Annotated in this window: 14 protein-coding genes; 10 read left to right on the top strand and 4 right to left on the bottom strand. The window is 59.9% G+C overall.

Going from position 1 to position 16,132, the window contains the following annotated elements; all coding sequences use genetic code 11:
- Positions 1 to 314: 314 nt before the first annotated feature.
- Positions 315 to 1,898 carry a DHA2 family efflux MFS transporter permease subunit gene (locus M0412_RS16910; RefSeq protein WP_142842761.1) on the bottom strand — a complete coding sequence of 528 codons (1,584 nt, stop codon included), beginning with the start codon at positions 1,896 to 1,898 and terminating at the stop codon, positions 315 to 317.
- 21 nt (positions 1,899 to 1,919) lie between these two features.
- Positions 1,920 to 3,134, bottom strand: coding sequence for an HlyD family secretion protein (locus M0412_RS16905; RefSeq protein WP_142842760.1), 1,215 nt, complete (start codon positions 3,132 to 3,134; stop codon positions 1,920 to 1,922).
- Positions 3,135 to 3,294: 160 nt separating this feature from the next.
- Between M0412_RS16905 and M0412_RS16900 the strand changes: the two genes are divergently transcribed.
- From M0412_RS16900 to lysS, 5 genes are all read left to right on the top strand, one after another.
- Positions 3,295 to 3,981 carry a TetR/AcrR family transcriptional regulator gene (locus M0412_RS16900; RefSeq protein ID WP_142842759.1) on the top strand — a complete coding sequence of 229 codons (687 nt, stop codon included), beginning with the start codon at positions 3,295 to 3,297 and terminating at the stop codon, positions 3,979 to 3,981.
- A gap of 163 nt (positions 3,982 to 4,144) precedes the next feature.
- Complete coding sequence (locus tag M0412_RS16895) at positions 4,145 to 4,885, top strand: TerC family protein (RefSeq protein ID WP_269699466.1); 741 nt, start codon at positions 4,145 to 4,147, stop codon at positions 4,883 to 4,885.
- A gap of 203 nt (positions 4,886 to 5,088) precedes the next feature.
- Positions 5,089 to 6,861, top strand: coding sequence for an SLC13 family permease (locus M0412_RS16890; protein ID WP_142842757.1), 1,773 nt, complete (start codon positions 5,089 to 5,091; stop codon positions 6,859 to 6,861).
- A gap of 210 nt (positions 6,862 to 7,071) precedes the next feature.
- On the top strand, positions 7,072 to 8,529 hold the full coding sequence (gltX, locus tag M0412_RS16885; RefSeq protein ID WP_269699465.1) for a glutamate--tRNA ligase: 1,458 nt from the start codon (positions 7,072 to 7,074) through the stop codon (positions 8,527 to 8,529).
- 248 nt (positions 8,530 to 8,777) lie between these two features.
- Entirely contained in the window at positions 8,778 to 10,277 is a 1,500-nt protein-coding gene (lysS, locus tag M0412_RS16880) for a lysine--tRNA ligase (protein ID WP_269699464.1), read from the top strand.
- A 75-nt stretch (positions 10,278 to 10,352) separates the two neighbouring features.
- Here lysS and M0412_RS16875 read toward each other — a convergent pair whose 3' ends face one another.
- Positions 10,353 to 11,285 (bottom strand): hypothetical protein, encoded by a 933-nt coding sequence (locus tag M0412_RS16875; RefSeq protein ID WP_269699463.1) that lies wholly within the window; start codon positions 11,283 to 11,285, stop codon positions 10,353 to 10,355.
- Between the two features lie 286 nt (positions 11,286 to 11,571).
- Between M0412_RS16875 and M0412_RS16870 the strand changes: the two genes are divergently transcribed.
- From M0412_RS16870 to M0412_RS16850, 5 genes are all read left to right on the top strand, one after another.
- Positions 11,572 to 12,462 carry a metal ABC transporter substrate-binding protein gene (locus tag M0412_RS16870; protein WP_269699462.1) on the top strand — a complete coding sequence of 297 codons (891 nt, stop codon included), beginning with the start codon at positions 11,572 to 11,574 and terminating at the stop codon, positions 12,460 to 12,462.
- A complete protein-coding gene (locus tag M0412_RS16865; RefSeq protein ID WP_269699461.1) occupies positions 12,459 to 13,367 on the top strand; it encodes a manganese/iron ABC transporter ATP-binding protein in 909 nt (302 codons plus the stop codon). The genes M0412_RS16870 and M0412_RS16865 overlap by 4 nt, the downstream gene beginning before the upstream one ends.
- Complete coding sequence (locus M0412_RS16860) at positions 13,348 to 14,208, top strand: metal ABC transporter permease (RefSeq protein WP_269699460.1); 861 nt, start codon at positions 13,348 to 13,350, stop codon at positions 14,206 to 14,208. The genes M0412_RS16865 and M0412_RS16860 overlap by 20 nt, the downstream gene beginning before the upstream one ends.
- A complete protein-coding gene (locus tag M0412_RS16855; RefSeq protein WP_269699459.1) occupies positions 14,205 to 15,059 on the top strand; it encodes a metal ABC transporter permease in 855 nt (284 codons plus the stop codon). Before M0412_RS16860 ends, M0412_RS16855 begins: the two co-directional genes overlap by 4 nt.
- Before the next feature lie 109 nt (positions 15,060 to 15,168).
- Positions 15,169 to 15,342: a DUF1328 domain-containing protein gene (locus tag M0412_RS16850; RefSeq protein WP_003499086.1), complete on the top strand. Its 174-nt coding sequence runs from the start codon at positions 15,169 to 15,171 to the stop codon at positions 15,340 to 15,342.
- 57 nt (positions 15,343 to 15,399) lie between these two features.
- Here M0412_RS16850 and M0412_RS16845 read toward each other — a convergent pair whose 3' ends face one another.
- Positions 15,400 to 16,131 (bottom strand): SDR family oxidoreductase, encoded by a 732-nt coding sequence (locus M0412_RS16845; RefSeq protein ID WP_153516615.1) that lies wholly within the window; start codon positions 16,129 to 16,131, stop codon positions 15,400 to 15,402.
- Position 16,132 lies beyond the last annotated feature (1 nt).

Genomic DNA, 16,132 nt, shown 5'->3' with positions numbered 1-16,132 from the left:
AAACCGAAAAATGATGTACGTACCTCATATTTCTTGGAAAGGCAGTGTGGAGGTCAGCGGCTCTTCGCAAAACGGTGCCGCTTGTTTCTTCTCCCCGCCGGGGAGAAGGTGGCCCGAAGGGTCGGATGAGGGGGCGACGTTAGCGATTGACCGAGAGCTTGCCCCCTCATCCCGCCGCCGCGACCTTCTCCCCCACGGGGAGAAGAAATATGCCGCACCCGCTCGCCCCGTATCCACTGCGGCAACAGGCAGACAAAAAAAGGGGCCGTCATTTTCGACGGCCCCAGCTCTGCGGTGGATGGGAGGGGATTTTTTTAGTGCGCCGCGTCTGGCGGCGGCGCTGCCTTGGGTTTCTGGATCAGGATCGTCATGAAGATCAGGCTGCCGAACAAAAGCGTCAGCGCGAAGAACACATCCGCGAAGGCCAAGATCCATGCCTGCTGCGAGACCATGCCGACCAGTTTCTTGATCGCGACGGACGCGCCGTCCAGCCCGTAGGAATCATAGTTCGCGCCGACATTGTTCAGCCATTCCAGCGCCTGCGGATTGGAGTAGCTGATATGTTCTGCCAGCCGCACATAGTGATCGTCGGTGCGCTGCGACAGCATGGTGTTGATGACCGCAAGGCCGACCGCGCCGCCAAGGTTACGGGTGAGGTTGAACAGGCCCGACGCATTGCGGATGCGGGCGGGCGGCAGCGTGCCGAGCGCGATGTTGTTGATCGGCACCATGCACATCATCAGGCCAAAACCGCGCAGGATCTGCGGGATCAGCAGTTCATAGAAGTCCCAGTCGGTCGTCACATAGGTCATGATCCACGTGCCGCAACCGAAGCTGATGAAGCCGATGGCCATCATCGCCCGCGGGTCGAGCTTGGTGGAGACCTTGCCGGCGATCGGCGCGGTGAAGAACATGGCAAGGCCGGAAACGAACATGGTCTCGCCGATCATCAGGGCATCGTAACCCCTGACCCGGCCGAGATAGAGCGGGTAGAGATAGGTCAGGCCATAAAGCCCGATGCCCATGACGAAGGAAAACAGCGAGCCGATGGAGAAGTTTCTATCGGCGAAGGCGCGGATATCCACGACCGGGAATTCCACCTTGAAGGCGCGCCAGAAGAACACCACCGCACCGATGACCATGGCGATGGACCCGATCACGATACGTTCGTCGTTGAACCAGTCCTTGTTGTTGCCTTCTTCCAGCACATATTCCAGCGATCCGAGGAAGACCCCCATGGAGATGAGGCCCCACCAGTCGAATTTCTTCCAGAGCGACCGTTCCGGCTTGTCGAAATCGATCAGGCTCCAGGTCAGGATGGTGACGATGATGCCCGGAATGATGTTGACGAGGAACAGCCAGTGCCAGGAAAAGGCATTGGAGAGATAACCGCCGACCGTCGGGCCGATGGTGGGCGCAAGCGTGGCGACCAGACCGATGATCGGCGAGACGACGGAGCGCTTCGACGGCGGGAAGATGGTAAAGGCCGCCGCGAAGACGGAGGGGATCATGCCGCCGCCGATAAAGCCCTGGATCGCCCGGTAGACGATCATCTGGTCGATATTGGTGGCGGTGGCGCAGAGCGCGCTCGAAAGCGTGAAGCCGGCAGCACAGGTGGCAAACAGCACGCGCGTGGACAGGATGCGCGCCAGCGTACCTGACAGCGGAATCATGATCACTTCGGCGATCAGATAGGAGGTCTGCACCCAGGCGATCTCATCCGACCCCGCACCGAGGCCGGCCTGGATTTCCGCCAGCGAGGCGGAAACGATCTGAATATCGAGAATGGACATGAACATGCCGAAGACCATCGCAAAGAACGCGATGAGCCTGCGCCTGTCCATCGGAGGATCGGCGGGGATCGAGGCCCCGCCCGTACCGACAACCGTAGCCGCCATGATCTTGCCCTCAACGAAGCCTTACTTGGCCTGCGGGTTAACTTGCGCCGTTTTCGTGGTTTCCGGCGCCGTGCGGGTATCGACATCAACCACCACGCTCAAGCCCGCGCGCAGATTGTGCTTTGCAAGGTCTTCCTTGGAGAAGACGATACGAACAGGCACGCGCTGGATGACCTTGGTAAAGTTGCCCGTGGCGTTTTCCGGCGGCAGCATCGAGAAGACCGAGCCGGAGCCGGGCGAGATCGACTGCACCGTGCCTTCAATGGTCGCATCATTGAATGCATCCACATGCACGCGCACCTTCGAGCCGGGCACCACGCTGGCCAGCTGCGTTTCCTTGAAATTGGCGTCGATATAAAGCTCATTCATCGGCACCAGCGAAGCCAGACGCTTGCCAACCGAGACGAGATCACCCGTCTGCACCGCCAGATTGCCGATGACGCCGTCATATGGCGCTTTCAGCACGGTGAAGGACAGGTCACGAGCGGCCTTGTCGCGGGAAAGCTGCAGCGAGCGGATGGTGCTCTCGGCTTCCTCGCGCTGGGCGCGCAGCAGCTCGACATTGGCTTTTGCCGAGGAGATCGCCGCATCGCCGGCCACGACATTCGCCCTGGCCTGATCGAGCGCGACCTGGGCGCTGTCGGAAGCGGCAACGGTGCCAACATCCTTCGCCTGCAATTCGCTGGCGCGCTTCTGGGTGATTTCGGCACCACGAAGGGCGGCATCCAGCGCGCCTTTCTGGGCGACGGCCTGTTCCTGCGACGCCTCGCCGCCGACGATCTGCGCATCGATACGCTTCAGCGACAGTTCCTCGGTGCGGATCTGGGCCTCAGCCTGATCGAGCGCGATGCGATAGTCGCCATCGTCGAGCGTCACGAGCGGATCACCCGCCTTGACTTCCTGGTTTTCAACCACATTCACCTTGGCAACGTAACCCGACACCTTGGGTGCGATGACGGCGATGTCACCTTCTATATAGGCATCATCGGTCGAGACCATGAAGCGGCCATCGATCCACCAGTTGTAACCGTACCAGCCGGCACCGGCCAGAAGGGCGACGGCGATGACCGGCAGAAGCTTCGAACGCTTCTTCTGCTTCGGAGCAGCGGTTGTCTGGGGCGGCTGTTGCGGCGGGGCATCTGCCGGCTTTGCCGGAGAGGTCTCGGCCTTGGCGGAGATATCCGCCTCTTCCGCATCGTTGACGGCGCGAACCGCGCTATTCTTCTGGGCCGACATGAGAGTATACCGTGATAGATTGAAGAAAGTTTTTCGAACTGAACCGTTCGGTTCGATTGACATAATCTCTTTCCTGACACATATCAAGTGTTATCGAACCGATTGGTTCGACGTCTGGTTAATTTTTTTTACGCCATTGTGGTGCTAGGAGGCGATAACGATGGCAGGGGAAAACATGGATATGGAAGCGGACATGGAAACGGGCTGTCCCGGAAACCCCGCCGGGCGTTTTGCGGCGGGTGAGGACCCGGCTAAGCGCGAGCAGATTCTCGCCGGTGCCTGGCGCGTTTTCAAGCGCAAGGGCTTCGACGCCGCCAGCATGAACGACATCACCCGGGAAGCAGGCGTTTCCAAGGGCACGATCTATGTCTATTTCTCCAATAAGGAAGATCTGTTCGCCGCCCTCGTCGATCAGCACCGGCAGGAGTTCGCCACCTCCATGCGCAACATTCTGGCCGGCACCGAAGAGGTGCGCGAAGGCCTGAAGCAGTTCGGCAAGGCCTTCGCCAACAAGATGATCTGTTCAGACATGGTCCCCGCCATGCGCTCGGTCATCGGCGTCATCGACCGCATGCCGAAGCTGGCGCAGCGTTTTTTCATCGCAGCACCCAACAATGTGCGCACCGTGCTTCAGGATTTCATCGAGCATCACGTCGCGCTCGGACACCTGAAAGTCGACGACGTCGAGCTTGCCGCCCGGCAATATATAGAGCTTTCCACCGGCACCTTCTTCAAGCTGCGCCTGTTCGGCGAAATCGATGGCCCGGTTCCCGAAGAGGAACTCGACCGGGTGATCAACAGCGCCATCACGGTATTCATGGCGGCTTACGGAACCAACAGGGCCTGACTTCATTCAGCAACGGCACCAGCGCCGACACCCGGCCTGCGCGAAATTTCGATGAAATCTTGCGTGGTGGGGGCCTCATGCGCTTGTTTCTCGCGTATTGCGCTATAAATTCCACCCACCGAATGTTTCGGCTGGCCTTGTTGCTGAAAGGAAATTTCCCCTGATGGAGTCCATTCTCCCTCTTCTGTCCGATCCCGCCGCCTGGGTGGCGCTCGTCACGCTGATCGTCATGGAGGTCGTGCTCGGCATCGACAACCTGATCTTCATCTCGATCCTGACCAACAAGCTGCCGCCTGAACAGCGCGAAAAAGCCCGCAAGATCGGCATCGGCCTTGCCCTCGTCATGCGTCTCGGTCTGCTCGGCACCGTTGCCTGGATCGTGCAGCTCACCACACCGGTGTTTGAAGTCTTCGGCCACGCCTTCTCGTGGAAGGACATGATCCTGATCGCCGGCGGTCTCTTCCTCGTCTGGAAGGCCACCAAGGAAATTCACCACAATGTCGATCCTGAAGATCACAAGGAAGACATGGTGGGCGGCCCGGTGGCGATGAACTTCGGCGCGGCCATCGGCCAGATCCTGCTGCTCGACCTCGTCTTTTCGGTCGACAGCATCATCACCGCCGTCGGCATGACACCGCACCTGCCGATCATGATCGTCGCCGTCGTCGTTGCCGTTGCCGTGATGCTGCTTGCCGCAACACCGCTCGCCAACTTCATCGAGCGCAACCCGACCATCGTCATGCTAGCGCTCGCCTTCCTGATGATGATCGGCACCACGCTGATCGCCGAAGGCATGGGCTTCCATGTGCCGAAGGGTTACGTCTATGCCGCCATGGCGTTTTCGGCGCTAGTGGAGGTGCTCAACATGTTTGCGCGCAATGCGCGGCAGCGCAAGAAGGCGTAGGCTTCGGGCGACACCCGGCATTAACACCCCGGTGTTAACGCCCCGGTATCAACGCGATTGTCTCCGTCATGCCGGATCAAATCCGGCATGACGGAGAGATATGAAGCTCCGGCCCGGAACCGCATGACCCCGCCTTGCGTTCTTCGGCACCATCACCGATAGAGCCCTCTACCGGCGCCTCTCCTTCGAAAGCACAGGCAAGCATGACGACCGACCAGATCCTCGCCTTCACCGTGATCGCCGGCATGATGGCAGCATTCATCTGGGACAGGTTTCGTTACGACGTCATCGCCTGCAGTGCATTGCTGGTGGCGGTGGCGCTTGGTGTCGTGCCGTTCAACAAGGCTTTCTCCGGTTTTTCCGATGATATCGTCATCATCGTCGCAAGCGCGCTGATCGTCAGTTCGGCCGTGGCGCGCTCGGGGGTCGTTGACATGACGATCAAGAAATATTTCCCGGAAATGCACTCCAAGGGCCTGCAACTGGCCTTTCTGATGATCGTCGTCGCCATCATGTCGGCCTTCATCAAGAATATCGGCGCACTTGCCATCATGATGCCGGTCGCTTTCCAGTTTGCCCGCAAATCCGGCAGCCCCGTCTCCTATTATCTGATGCCGATGGCCTTTGCCGCGCTGCTTGGCGGGCTGATGACGCAGATCGGCACCTCGCCCAACATCGTCGTTTCCCGATTGCGCGAAGAAATGACCGGCCAGAGCTTTTCGATGTTCGACTTCACCCCCGTCGGTGCGGGGTTGACAGTGATCGGCATCATCTTCCTGACCTTCGGTTACCGGCTTTTGCCGGTGCGCAACCGCCAGCAGGCATCGGTGGAAGATGCCCTCGATCAGGCGGCCTATACGGCGGAGGCAACGCTGCCGGCCGACAGCACCTTTGCCGACAGGCCGCTGCGCGAACTCTTGAAACAGGCCGACGGCGACGTGATCGCCAGCACCATCCTGCGCGGACCGCGGCGCATCTCCCCCTTCCCCGACGTCAAGCTGAAGGCCGGCGACACGGTTCTGCTGGAAGGCAGCCCCGAAGGGCTGGACCGCATCGTTTCGCAGGCGAAATTGCTGCTCTCCGGCAAACCGCTGACCGAAAACGGCCAGAAAACCGGCGATCTCATCTCCATGGAAGCGGTGATCAGCAATGAATCGGTGCTGAGTGGCATTTCCGCCCGCGAGCTTTCGCTGTCCTATACGCGCGGCGTCAATCTGATCGCCGTCAGCCGCCGCGGCCAGCGCGTCAGCCAGCGGCTCTCTGAGCTGACCCTGCAGGCGGGCGATGTCATTCTGTTGCAGGGCAGCCGCAAGAACCTGCCGCAGGTGCTGCAGGAATTTTCCCTTCTGCCGCTGGCCCAGCGTGAAATCCTGCTCGGCGTGCAGCGCCGCGCGCTTTTGCCCGTCATCGTGCTGGCCGCCGCCATGCTTGCCGCCGGCAGCGGGCTGGTGCCGGTCTCGGTCGCCTTTTTCGCCGCCGCCTTCCTGATGATCGTCGTCGGCGCAATCCCGCTTGCCGAAGTCTATAAATCCATCGACGGGCCGATCCTCGTCATGCTCGCCGCCCTTATTCCCGTCAGCGACAGTCTTCGCACCAGCGGCGCCAGTGAATTGATCGCCGCCTGGCTCGGCCAGGCGGCGCAGGGGCTGCCGCCTTTCGCGGCGCTCGGCATGATCCTGCTTACCGCCATGGCGGTAACACCCTTCCTCAACAATGCCGCCACCGTGCTGGTCATGGCCCCCATCGCCGCCGGTTTTGCCACCACGCTCGGTTTCCGGCCGGAAGCTTTCCTGATGGCGGTGGCGATCGGTGCCGGCTGCGACTTCCTCACCCCCATAGGCCACCAGTGCAATACGCTTGTCATGGGCCCGGGCGGTTACCGTTTCAGCGATTATCCGCGACTTGGCCTGCCGCTGTCGATCATGATCGTCATCGCCAGCATTCCGATGCTGCTTTACGTCTGGCCGGTCAACTAGGCGCGGCTCGCCCCGGGGAAGACGGCGCAAGCTCCTTATTTCCTTGACGCCTGCGGTATAATATGGCCTAAGCCGATGCCGAACGGGAATGTGCAAAAGGTACTTTATTTGTGCCTTTCGACATGATTTCCTGCCGCATCCAAACGAAAACTTCGTGATATACGGGTGAAACCACCCATATTTCAGCCACGTCCACGACGAGTGAATTTCATGACCACTTCCGGCGTTCGCGTCCGCATTGCACCTTCCCCCACCGGCGAGCCGCATGTCGGCACCGCCTATATCGCGCTGTTCAACTATCTCTTCGCCCAGAAACACGGCGGCGAGTTCATCCTGCGCATCGAGGATACCGACGCCACCCGCTCGACCCTTGAATATGAGCAGAAGGTGCTGGAAGCCCTGCGCTGGACCGGCCTCACCTGGTCGGAAGGCCCCGATGTCGGCGGCCCTTACGGCCCCTACCGCCAGTCGGAACGCAAGTCCATGTACTGGCCCTATGCCGAAGAGCTGCTGGAAAAGGGCCACGCCTTCCGCTGTTTCTGCACGCCCGAGCGGCTGGAAGAAATGCGCGAGGCGCAGCGCGCCGCCGGCAAGCCGCCGAAATATGACGGCCACTGCCTTAACCTCAAGGCCGAGGAAGTCACCGCCCGCGTCGCCGCCGGCGAGGCCAATGTCGTGCGCATGAAAATCCCGACCGAAGGCTCGTGTGATTTCCATGACGGTGTTTATGGCGATGTCTCGATCCCGTGGGATTCTGTCGACATGCAGGTGCTGATCAAGGCCGACGGCATGCCGACCTATCACATGGCCAACGTCATCGACGACCATCTGATGAAGATCACCCATGTAGCGCGCGGCGAAGAGTGGCTGGCCTCCGTGCCCAAGCACATCCTGCTTTACCGTTATTTCGGCTGGGAGCAGCCGGTGTTCATGCATCTCTCGCTGATGCGCAATGCCGACAAGTCGAAGCTTTCCAAGCGCAAGAACCCGACCTCGATCTCCTATTATTCCGCGCTGGGTTACCTGCCGGAAGCGCTGATGAACTTCCTCGGCCTTTTCTTCATCCAGATCGCCGAAGGCGAAGAGCTCCTGACCATGGACGAGCTGGCGGCGAAGTTCGATCCGGAAGCGCTTTCCAAGGCCGGTGCCATCTTCGATATCCAGAAGCTGGACTGGCTGAACGGCCGCTGGCTGCGCGAGAAGCTTTCCCCGGAAGAATTCATTGCCCGCACGCTGGAATGGGCGATGGAAAATGCCCGCCTGACCGAAGGCCTGAAGCTTGCCCAGAGCCGCATTTCGAGACTCGGCGAGTTGCCGAACCTTGCAGGCTTCCTGCTTTCGAGCGATGTCGGCCTGACGCCGGCTTCCTTTGCCGGGCTGAAGAGCAAACCGGAGGAAATTCACGAAATCCTCACCACGGTTGCCGCAGACCTCGAGAAGATGCCGGACTGGAACGTGGAAGCGATCGAGGCCGAACTGCGCGATGTGGCCGAACGCACGGGCAAGAAGCTGCGCGTCGTGACGCCGCCGCTTTTCGTCGCCGTCTCCGGTTCCTCGCGCTCGCTGCCGCTGTTTGACTCGATGGCGCTGCTCGGCCGCTCCGTTGTGCGCCAGCGGTTGAAGATGGCGATCGCCGTTGTGGCCACGATGGTTGGCAGCGGAAGCTGATAGTTATGTGCTGGCGGTGACGGCAGCACACTGAAATATATCCCTCTGCTTGGGGTACCCCCTCTGCCCTGCCGGGCATCTCCCCCACAAGGGGGGAGATCAGGTGCTGAACCCGCTCGTTTCTTGGGCAAGGTGCCAGCCGCTTGTCGATCTCCCTCCTTGTGGGGGAGATGTCCGGCAGGACAGAGGGGGGTAACCCAGAGCGCCAAGGGTAACCGCAACGAACAAGCCCGTTAAAGGCCAACACCATGAACGACAAGACGACCGAAACCACCGTCCTCTCCTCCGACGCGACAGAAGTGCGCCGCCAGAAACTTGCGCTGCTGCGCGAGCAGATCGGTGACGTCTATCCGGCGCATTTCCACCGCACCATGAGCAATGCGGAGCTTTCGGAAAAATACGCCGATATCGAAGCCGACGTCGAAACCGGCGATACGGTGACGGTTGCCGGTCGCGTTTATTCCTCGCGCAATTCCGGCATGTTCATGGATATCCATGACGCCTCCGGCAAGGTGCAGATCTTCTCCCACAAGGATACGACACCGGAAGCGGCGCGCAACCTTTTGCCGATGATCGATATCGGCGACATCATTGGCGTCACCGGCAAGGTGCGCCGCACCAAGCGCGGCGAGCTGACGATCAACGCCGAAGAAATCACCATGCTGACGAAGTCGCTGCTGCCGATGCCCGAGAAGTGGCACGGCGTCTCCGACATCGAGCTGCGTTACCGCAAGCGTCATCTGGACATCCTCTCCAACGAGGAATCCAAGCTGCGCTTCCTGCAACGCTCGAAAATCCTTTCCGGCATCCGCCGCTTCATGGAGACCGAAGGCTTCCTCGAGGTGGAAACGCCGATGCTGCAGACCATCTATGGCGGCGCGACGGCTGATCCGTTCAAGACCTTCCACAACACGCTGAAGATGGACATGTATCTGCGCATCGCGCCGGAACTGTTCCTGAAGCGCACGCTGGTTTCAGGCCTGACCGACAAGGTCTTTGAAATCAACCGCAACTTCCGCAACGAAGGCGTCTCCACAAGGCACAATCCTGAATTCACCATGATGGAGTGCTACTGGGCCTATGCCGATTACGAGGACATCATGGGTCTCGTGGAGCGGCTGTTCGAGACGCTGGCAATTGCCCTTCACGGCACGACCGAAGTAGAATTCCAGGGCCAGACGATTTCCTTCAAGGGCCCGTTCAAGCGCGTGCCGATGCCTGACGCGGTGAAGGAAGCAACCGGCATCGACTTCCTTGCCCTCAAGACGGATGAAGAAGCCCGCGCCGCCGCCAAGGCTGCCGGCTTCGCTGTCGAAAAGGACTGGACCTGGGGCGAATGCCTTGCCTTCATCTTTGAAGAAAAGGTCGAAGGCACGCTGATCCAGCCGAGCCATGTGACGCATTTCCCGAAGGACATTTCGCCCTTCGCCAAGGAAGTGCCGGGCGAACCGCGCCTCGTCGAGCGTTTCGAAAGCTATTGCAACGCCTGGGAAGTGGGCAACGCCTTCTCCGAACTCAACGATCCGGAAGAGCAGCGCCGCCGCATGGTGGAACAGCTGGAACAGGCGCACGCCCGTGGCGAAAAAGACAAGCAGCTGGACGAGGAATTCCTCGACGCCATTGACCAGGGCATGCCGCCCGCCGGTGGTCTCGGCATCGGCGTCGATCGCCTGATCATGCTGCTCACCAACGCCCCGTCGATCCGCGACGTCATCCTCTTCCCGGCCCGCCGCAACAAGGTGGATTGATCGAACGAAAACGAAGGCGGCCGCATGGCCGCCTTCGCTCTTCAAGCTCGGGACCGGCCCACTTCCTCACAACCCTTAATGCCCGGCCTTACCCGCAGCCGGCTCCTCAGCCGGCGCAGTCTCAGTCGCCGGTTTTTCCTCCGCCGCCTGCGCGGTCGTTGAGCCTTTTCCGAAAATCAGCGATTTCAGATAGGTCAGGCTGAAGATGCTGCCGCCATCGGCTTCCGGTGTCGAAGTCAGCAATTCATCGGCACCGGGTTCGCCCCGTGCTTCGGGAGACGGCTGTTCTCCATGCGCTTCCGCACCGGCCCCGCCTTCGTCCGCCTCCGCGGGTGCTGCACCATGGCCGCTGCCCTCATCCTTGGCTTCGCCATGTCCGGCAGCGCCTTTCGCAGCCTTGCCTTCATGGCCTTCCGAACCGGCATCCGAAGCTGGCGTCGCGCAATCGGCGGTATCGCTGAGGCTCGCGGCCATGGTTTCGGCGTCCTCAAGCGGCAGATCGATACGCAGCCCATAAAACTGGCCGCTGCCATTGGCCGCGCCATCATAATAAAAAGCGGAATAACGCTGGGCATCGGCGCCCTGCGGAATCTTGGTGGGATCAGGAATGAAGACGACCTGTGCGGCAATGGCCCGGCCGCGCATTTCCGAACGCAATTGCGGGCCATTCCTGTCGAGCACCGAAACCTGCACCAGATCGGGCTTCTGTTTGTCGTAAACCGCTTTGGCGACGCGGAGCGCGGTCTTCAACCGCTCCGTGCCATCACCGCCTGCGGTGCGGATGAATTTGCGCACCCATAAGGAACCGTTCTTGCGGATGTTGACCGTCTGGACTGCGTCGCAGGAAAGCCCGTTGGTGGAAGCGTAGGATGGGCCAAGCAGCCGATCGCTGCCGATGAACACGGCAGCAGAACCGGTCGCACCCGCCAAAAGCAGGATCCCGCCTACGATCACAACGAGTTTGCGCGAAAACCGCATTCGTCCGAATACAGCTTTCACCCACAACATCCTGACATCAAGTACCCCGCCTTATCGCCCTCACCCCGAAACGTGGCTCTGATGATGAGAAACACACGCGGGATAAGCTCGCAACCTCGCTGTCCGAGCCTTACGATACTGCCGCTTTCTCATTGAAAAAAGTTTAACCACCCCGGCGCAACGCCGGCAAAAACGCACCATTTTCAGACATTTTCAAATGCTGCTAAATTGCGAATGATTTGCAATAGCGTTGACAAGCGTGATTTTATAACAGATGGTATTGCGAATTAATCGCAACAAACATTCGGTGACAGACGTGAACTTCCAGAAAATCCGGCATGCTCTTTTTGCTTTCTCACTTTTTCTCCCCGCAGCCGCGGTGGCGCAGGAAAAACCGAAGGTGGTGACGACCTTCACTATCATCGCCGACATGGCCCGCAACGTGGCGGGGGATGCGGCTGAAGTGGAAAGCATTACAAAACCGGGCGCTGAAATTCACAACTACCAGCCAACCCCGCGCGACATCCTCAAAGCCCGCAAGGCCGATCTGGTATTGCGCAATGGCCTCAATCTGGAATTGTGGTTTGAAAAATTCCTGGCCAACCTCTCCGGCGTGCCGAGCGTGACGGTGAGCGACGGTGTGGAACCCATGGCGATCAGCGGCGGCGCCTATCAGGGAAAACCCAATCCACACGCCTGGATGTCCCCCGATAACGCATTGATCTATGTGGAAAATATCCGCAAGGGCCTTGCCGAGATCGACCCTGCCCATGCCGATGTCTATGCCGCAAATGCCAAGGCCTATTCGGACAAGATCAAGGCCACCGTCCAGCCCATTCGTGATACGCTTTCCGTTCTGCCGGAAAACAAGCGCTGGTTGGTAACGAGTGAAGGTGCCTTCTCCTATCTCGCCCGCGATTTCGGGCTGAAGGAACTGTTCCTGTGGCCGGTCAATGCCGACAGCCAGGGCACACCGCAGCAGGTCCGCGGCGTAATCGACGCCATGCGCGAGCACAATATCCAGGTCATCTTCAGCGAAAGCACGGTTTCCGCCGATCCAGCCGAACAGGTGGCCAAGGAAACCGGCGCAACCTATGGCGGCATACTCTACGTGGATTCGCTGAGCGAAGCGGACGGCCCGGTTCCGACCTATCTCGATCTGCTGCGGGTGACGAGCGAGACCATCGCAAAAGGCCTGTCATCATGAGGATGGGCGGTAAAAAAATAGCCGGCGGCCTTACGGTTCAAAATGCGACAGTGACCTATCGCAATGGCCACACCGCATTAAGAAATGCCAGCTTTTCCATTCCCCGCGGAACGATCACTGCACTTGTCGGCGTCAATGGCGCCGGCAAGTCCACGATTTTCAAGGCGATCATGGGTTTCGTGCCGCTGGCCGCCGGTTCCGTCTCGATCTTCGACCTGCCGGTGAAGGAAGCGCTCCGGAAAAACCTCGTTGCCTATGTGCCGCAGGCCGAGGAGGTGGACTGGAGCTTTCCGGTGCTGGTGGAGGATGTGGTGATGATGGGCCGTTATGGCCACATGAACTTCCTGCGCATCCCCTCCAAACGCGATCACCAGATGGTGGAAGAGGCGCTGAAACGCGTCAACATGCTCGATTATCGCAAAAGGCAGATCGGCGAGCTTTCCGGCGGGCAGAAGAAGCGGGTGTTTCTGGCCCGCGCACTGGCGCAGGAGGGTCAGGTCATCCTGCTCGACGAACCCTTCACCGGTGTCGACGTAACGACGGAAGAACAGATCGTCGCACTTCTGAAAGCGCTGCGCGACGAAGGCCGCGTCATGCTGGTCTCCACCCACAATCTCGGCAGCGTGCCGGAATTCTGTGACCGCGCCGTCTTCGTCAAGGGCACGGTTCTGGCGTCAGGCAAGACAGAGGATACCTTTACCGAGGAAAACCTGCAAAAAGCCTTCGGCGGCAGCCTGCGCCACTTCATCCTTGGCGGGGCCGACCTGCATGACGATGCCGATCCACGCCGGGTAAAGGTCATCACCGATGACGAACGGCCCTTCGTGATTTACGGCAGGAATGGCCAGAACGGCCATGATCCCGAGGCTTCGAAAGAAAAAGTCGATGATAAACAGCCTTCTTGAGCCCTTCACCTATGGCTACATGCTGAACGCCATCTGGGTCAGCGCGCTGGTCGGCGGCGTCTGCGGTTTTCTGTCTGCCTATCTGATGCTGAAGGGCTGGTCGCTGATCGGCGATGCGCTCTCCCATGCCATCGTTCCGGGTGTCGCCGGCGCCTATATGCTCGGCCTGCCCTTTTCCCTCGGGGCCTTTCTTTCCGGTGGGCTTGCCGCCGGCTCCATGCTGTTCCTGAACCAGAAGACGAGGCTCAAGGAAGACGCGATCATCGGGCTGATCTTCACCTCGTTTTTCGGGCTGGGGCTGTTCATGGTCTCGCTGTCGCCGACCTCGATCAATATCCAGACCATCGTGCTTGGCAATATCCTGGCAATCACCACCGAAGACACCATCCAGCTGGCGCTGATCGGCGGCATCAGCCTTTTGGTTCTGGCATTAAAATGGCGCGACTTCATGGTGGTGTTTTTCGATGAAAACCATGCCCGCACCGTGGGGCTGAAGCCTGAAGTGCTGAAGGTGATCTTCTTCACCCTGCTCGCCGCCTCCACGGTGGCCGCACTGCAGACGGTTGGGGCCTTCCTCGTCGTCGCCATGGTGGTGACGCCGGGCGCCACCGCCTATCTCTTGACCGACCGTTTCGAGCGGCTGATCCTGATGAGCCTCATCATCGGCGCGGCCACCAGTTTCGTGGGCGCCTATCTCAGCTATTTCCTCGATGGCGCCACCGGCGGCGTCATCGTTGTGCTGCAAACCGCGATCTTCCTGACTGCCTTTATATTTGCGCCCAAACATGGCCTGCTCGCCTCCAGGGCCAAGGCCCGCAAGGCACTGGAGGAAACGCCATGAGCGAATATCTCGAACTCGCCATCCTGCCGTTTCAATTGCCTTTCATGCAATATGCCTTCGTGATCACCCTGATGATCGCGGTGCCGATGGCGATGCTCTCCTGTTTTCTGGTGCTGAAGGGCTGGTCGCTGATGGGGGATGCGGTTTCCCACGCCGTGCTGCCGGGCGTGGTGATCGCCTATATCGTCAGCATTCCGCTTTCGATCGGCGCCTTCATCGCCGGCATGATCTGCGCGCTCGGCACCGGTTTCATCAAGGAAAACAGCCGCATCAAGGAAGATACGGTGCTCGGCATCGTCTTTTCCGGCATGTTCGGGCTGGGGCTGGTGCTTTACGTGAAGGTGCAGAGCGACATGCACCTCGATCACATCCTCTTCGGCGACATGCTGGGCATTGCCCCGTCAGACATGCTGGAGACCGGTCTGATCGCGCTTTTCGCCACGCTGTTCCTCGGGCTGCTGCGCAAGGATCTGCTGGTGAATGCTTTCGATCCGCAACATGCCAAGGCAATCGGTCTGCCGGTGCGTATTCTGCACTATGGTCTGCTGATGGTTCTGTCGCTCACCGTGGTCGGCGCGCTGAAAGCCGTGGGCATCATTCTCTCGGTCGCCATGCTGGTGACGCCGGGTGCAATCGCCTTCCTGCTGACACGGCGCTTTTCCGCCATGCTTGTCGTCGCCATCATGGTGGCGGTCGTCTCATCACTGTCAGGCATATGGCTGAGCTTCCTGATCGACAGTGCGCCGGCCCCCACCATCGTGCTGTTCATGAGCATCGCCTTCGTCGCAACCTTCATCCGCACCACCTGGAAAGCCCGCCGGATTGACGCGGCGGCTGAAAAAGGAATTTAAAACAACGATTTTTGCGGGCGCATGGAACATTTTCGCCTTTTGCGCGTCATTTTCAAGAGTCCGCTGCGAGGCGGCAGACTCTTGAAAATTAAGCGAAAGGGGAAGCTCCATGCTGAAATGGGCTCTTATTTTCTTTGTTATTTCTTTGATTGCGGGCGTATTCGGCTTTACCGGCATTTCGGCAGCGGCGGCGGGCGTGGCCCGAATTCTGTTCTTCATCGCCGTGGTGATCTTCCTGGTCTTCCTCGTGCTTGCACTGATGGCCGGAAGCGCCGTCGTCTGAATAAAAAAGGCGACCGGCTTTTACGCCGGTCGCCTCTTCTCTTTTCTTTTAAAAAGCTCAGCCCGTCCAGCCGCCGTCGATCACATGGATCTGGCCGGTGGTGAAGCCTGCCTCATCCGAAGCAAGGTAAGTGACGAGCGCGGCGATTTCTTCCGGCGTCGCGATGCGACCCATCGGCTGGCGGGCAATGAAGTCCGCGAGCGCCTGTTCGTAATTGCCAGTGGCGCGCAGGCGGTCATGCAAGGACGGGCTATCGACCGTGCCGGGGCAGATGGCGTTGCAGCGGATACCCTTGGTGACGAAATCGGCGGCGATGGCCTTCGTCAGACCCACGACGGCCGCTTTGGATGCGGTATAAGCGAAGCGGTTCGGCACGCCCTTCACGCTTGATGCAACCGAGGACATGTTGACGATCGCGCCCTTGCCCTTTTCCAGCATGCCGGGCAGGAAGGCGCGGCAGGTGCGATACATGGCCTTGGCATTGAGATCGAACGAGAAATCCCAGTCTTTTTCCTCGCAATCGAGAATGGTACCGGAATGCACGAAACCGGCGCAGTTGAACAGCACGTCGGCATGGCCGATATCGGCGGCGAAATCCTTGACGCCTTCGCCATCCAGCACGTTCAGAACCCGCGTTTCCGCACCCTTCAGGGTGGAAAGCGCCTGTTCGTTGATATCGGTGGCGATGACGCGCGCGCCAAGCGAGATGAACCGCTCCGCCGTCGCCCGGCCGATACCCTGGCCGGCGGCGGTGATCACCACTGTCCGGCCGTTAAAATCCTGCACCATG

This window comes from Agrobacterium sp. O3.4, assembly GCF_041414895.1.
In the GTDB taxonomy this organism is placed as follows: domain Bacteria; phylum Pseudomonadota; class Alphaproteobacteria; order Rhizobiales; family Rhizobiaceae; genus Agrobacterium; species Agrobacterium cucumeris.
Note: the sequence above shows the minus strand (reverse complement) of the source record. Positions and strands in the feature narration are given on the sequence as shown.

Bases quoted from the DNA above. Each gene is read 5' to 3' on its own strand.
- M0412_RS16845 (WP_153516615.1), bottom strand. From the start codon at position 16,131: ATGGTGCAGGATTTTAACGGCCGGACAGTGGTGATCACCGCCGCCGGC.
- M0412_RS16905 (WP_142842760.1), bottom strand. From the start codon at position 3,134: ATGTCGGCCCAGAAGAATAGCGCGGTTCGCGCCGTCAACGATGCGGAA.
- M0412_RS16900 (WP_142842759.1), top strand. From the start codon at position 3,295: ATGGCAGGGGAAAACATGGATATGGAAGCGGACATGGAAACGGGCTGT.
- M0412_RS16855 (WP_269699459.1), top strand. From the start codon at position 14,205: ATGAGCGAATATCTCGAACTCGCCATCCTGCCGTTTCAATTGCCTTTC.
- M0412_RS16860 (WP_269699460.1), top strand. From the start codon at position 13,348: ATGATAAACAGCCTTCTTGAGCCCTTCACCTATGGCTACATGCTGAAC.
- gltX (WP_269699465.1), top strand. From the start codon at position 7,072: ATGACCACTTCCGGCGTTCGCGTCCGCATTGCACCTTCCCCCACCGGC.
- M0412_RS16875 (WP_269699463.1), bottom strand. From the start codon at position 11,285: ATGTTGTGGGTGAAAGCTGTATTCGGACGAATGCGGTTTTCGCGCAAA.
- M0412_RS16890 (WP_142842757.1), top strand. From the start codon at position 5,089: ATGACGACCGACCAGATCCTCGCCTTCACCGTGATCGCCGGCATGATG.
- M0412_RS16895 (WP_269699466.1), top strand. From the start codon at position 4,145: ATGGAGTCCATTCTCCCTCTTCTGTCCGATCCCGCCGCCTGGGTGGCG.
- M0412_RS16910 (WP_142842761.1), bottom strand. From the start codon at position 1,898: ATGGCGGCTACGGTTGTCGGTACGGGCGGGGCCTCGATCCCCGCCGAT.
- M0412_RS16850 (WP_003499086.1), top strand. From the start codon at position 15,169: ATGCTGAAATGGGCTCTTATTTTCTTTGTTATTTCTTTGATTGCGGGC.
- M0412_RS16865 (WP_269699461.1), top strand. From the start codon at position 12,459: ATGAGGATGGGCGGTAAAAAAATAGCCGGCGGCCTTACGGTTCAAAAT.
- lysS (WP_269699464.1), top strand. From the start codon at position 8,778: ATGAACGACAAGACGACCGAAACCACCGTCCTCTCCTCCGACGCGACA.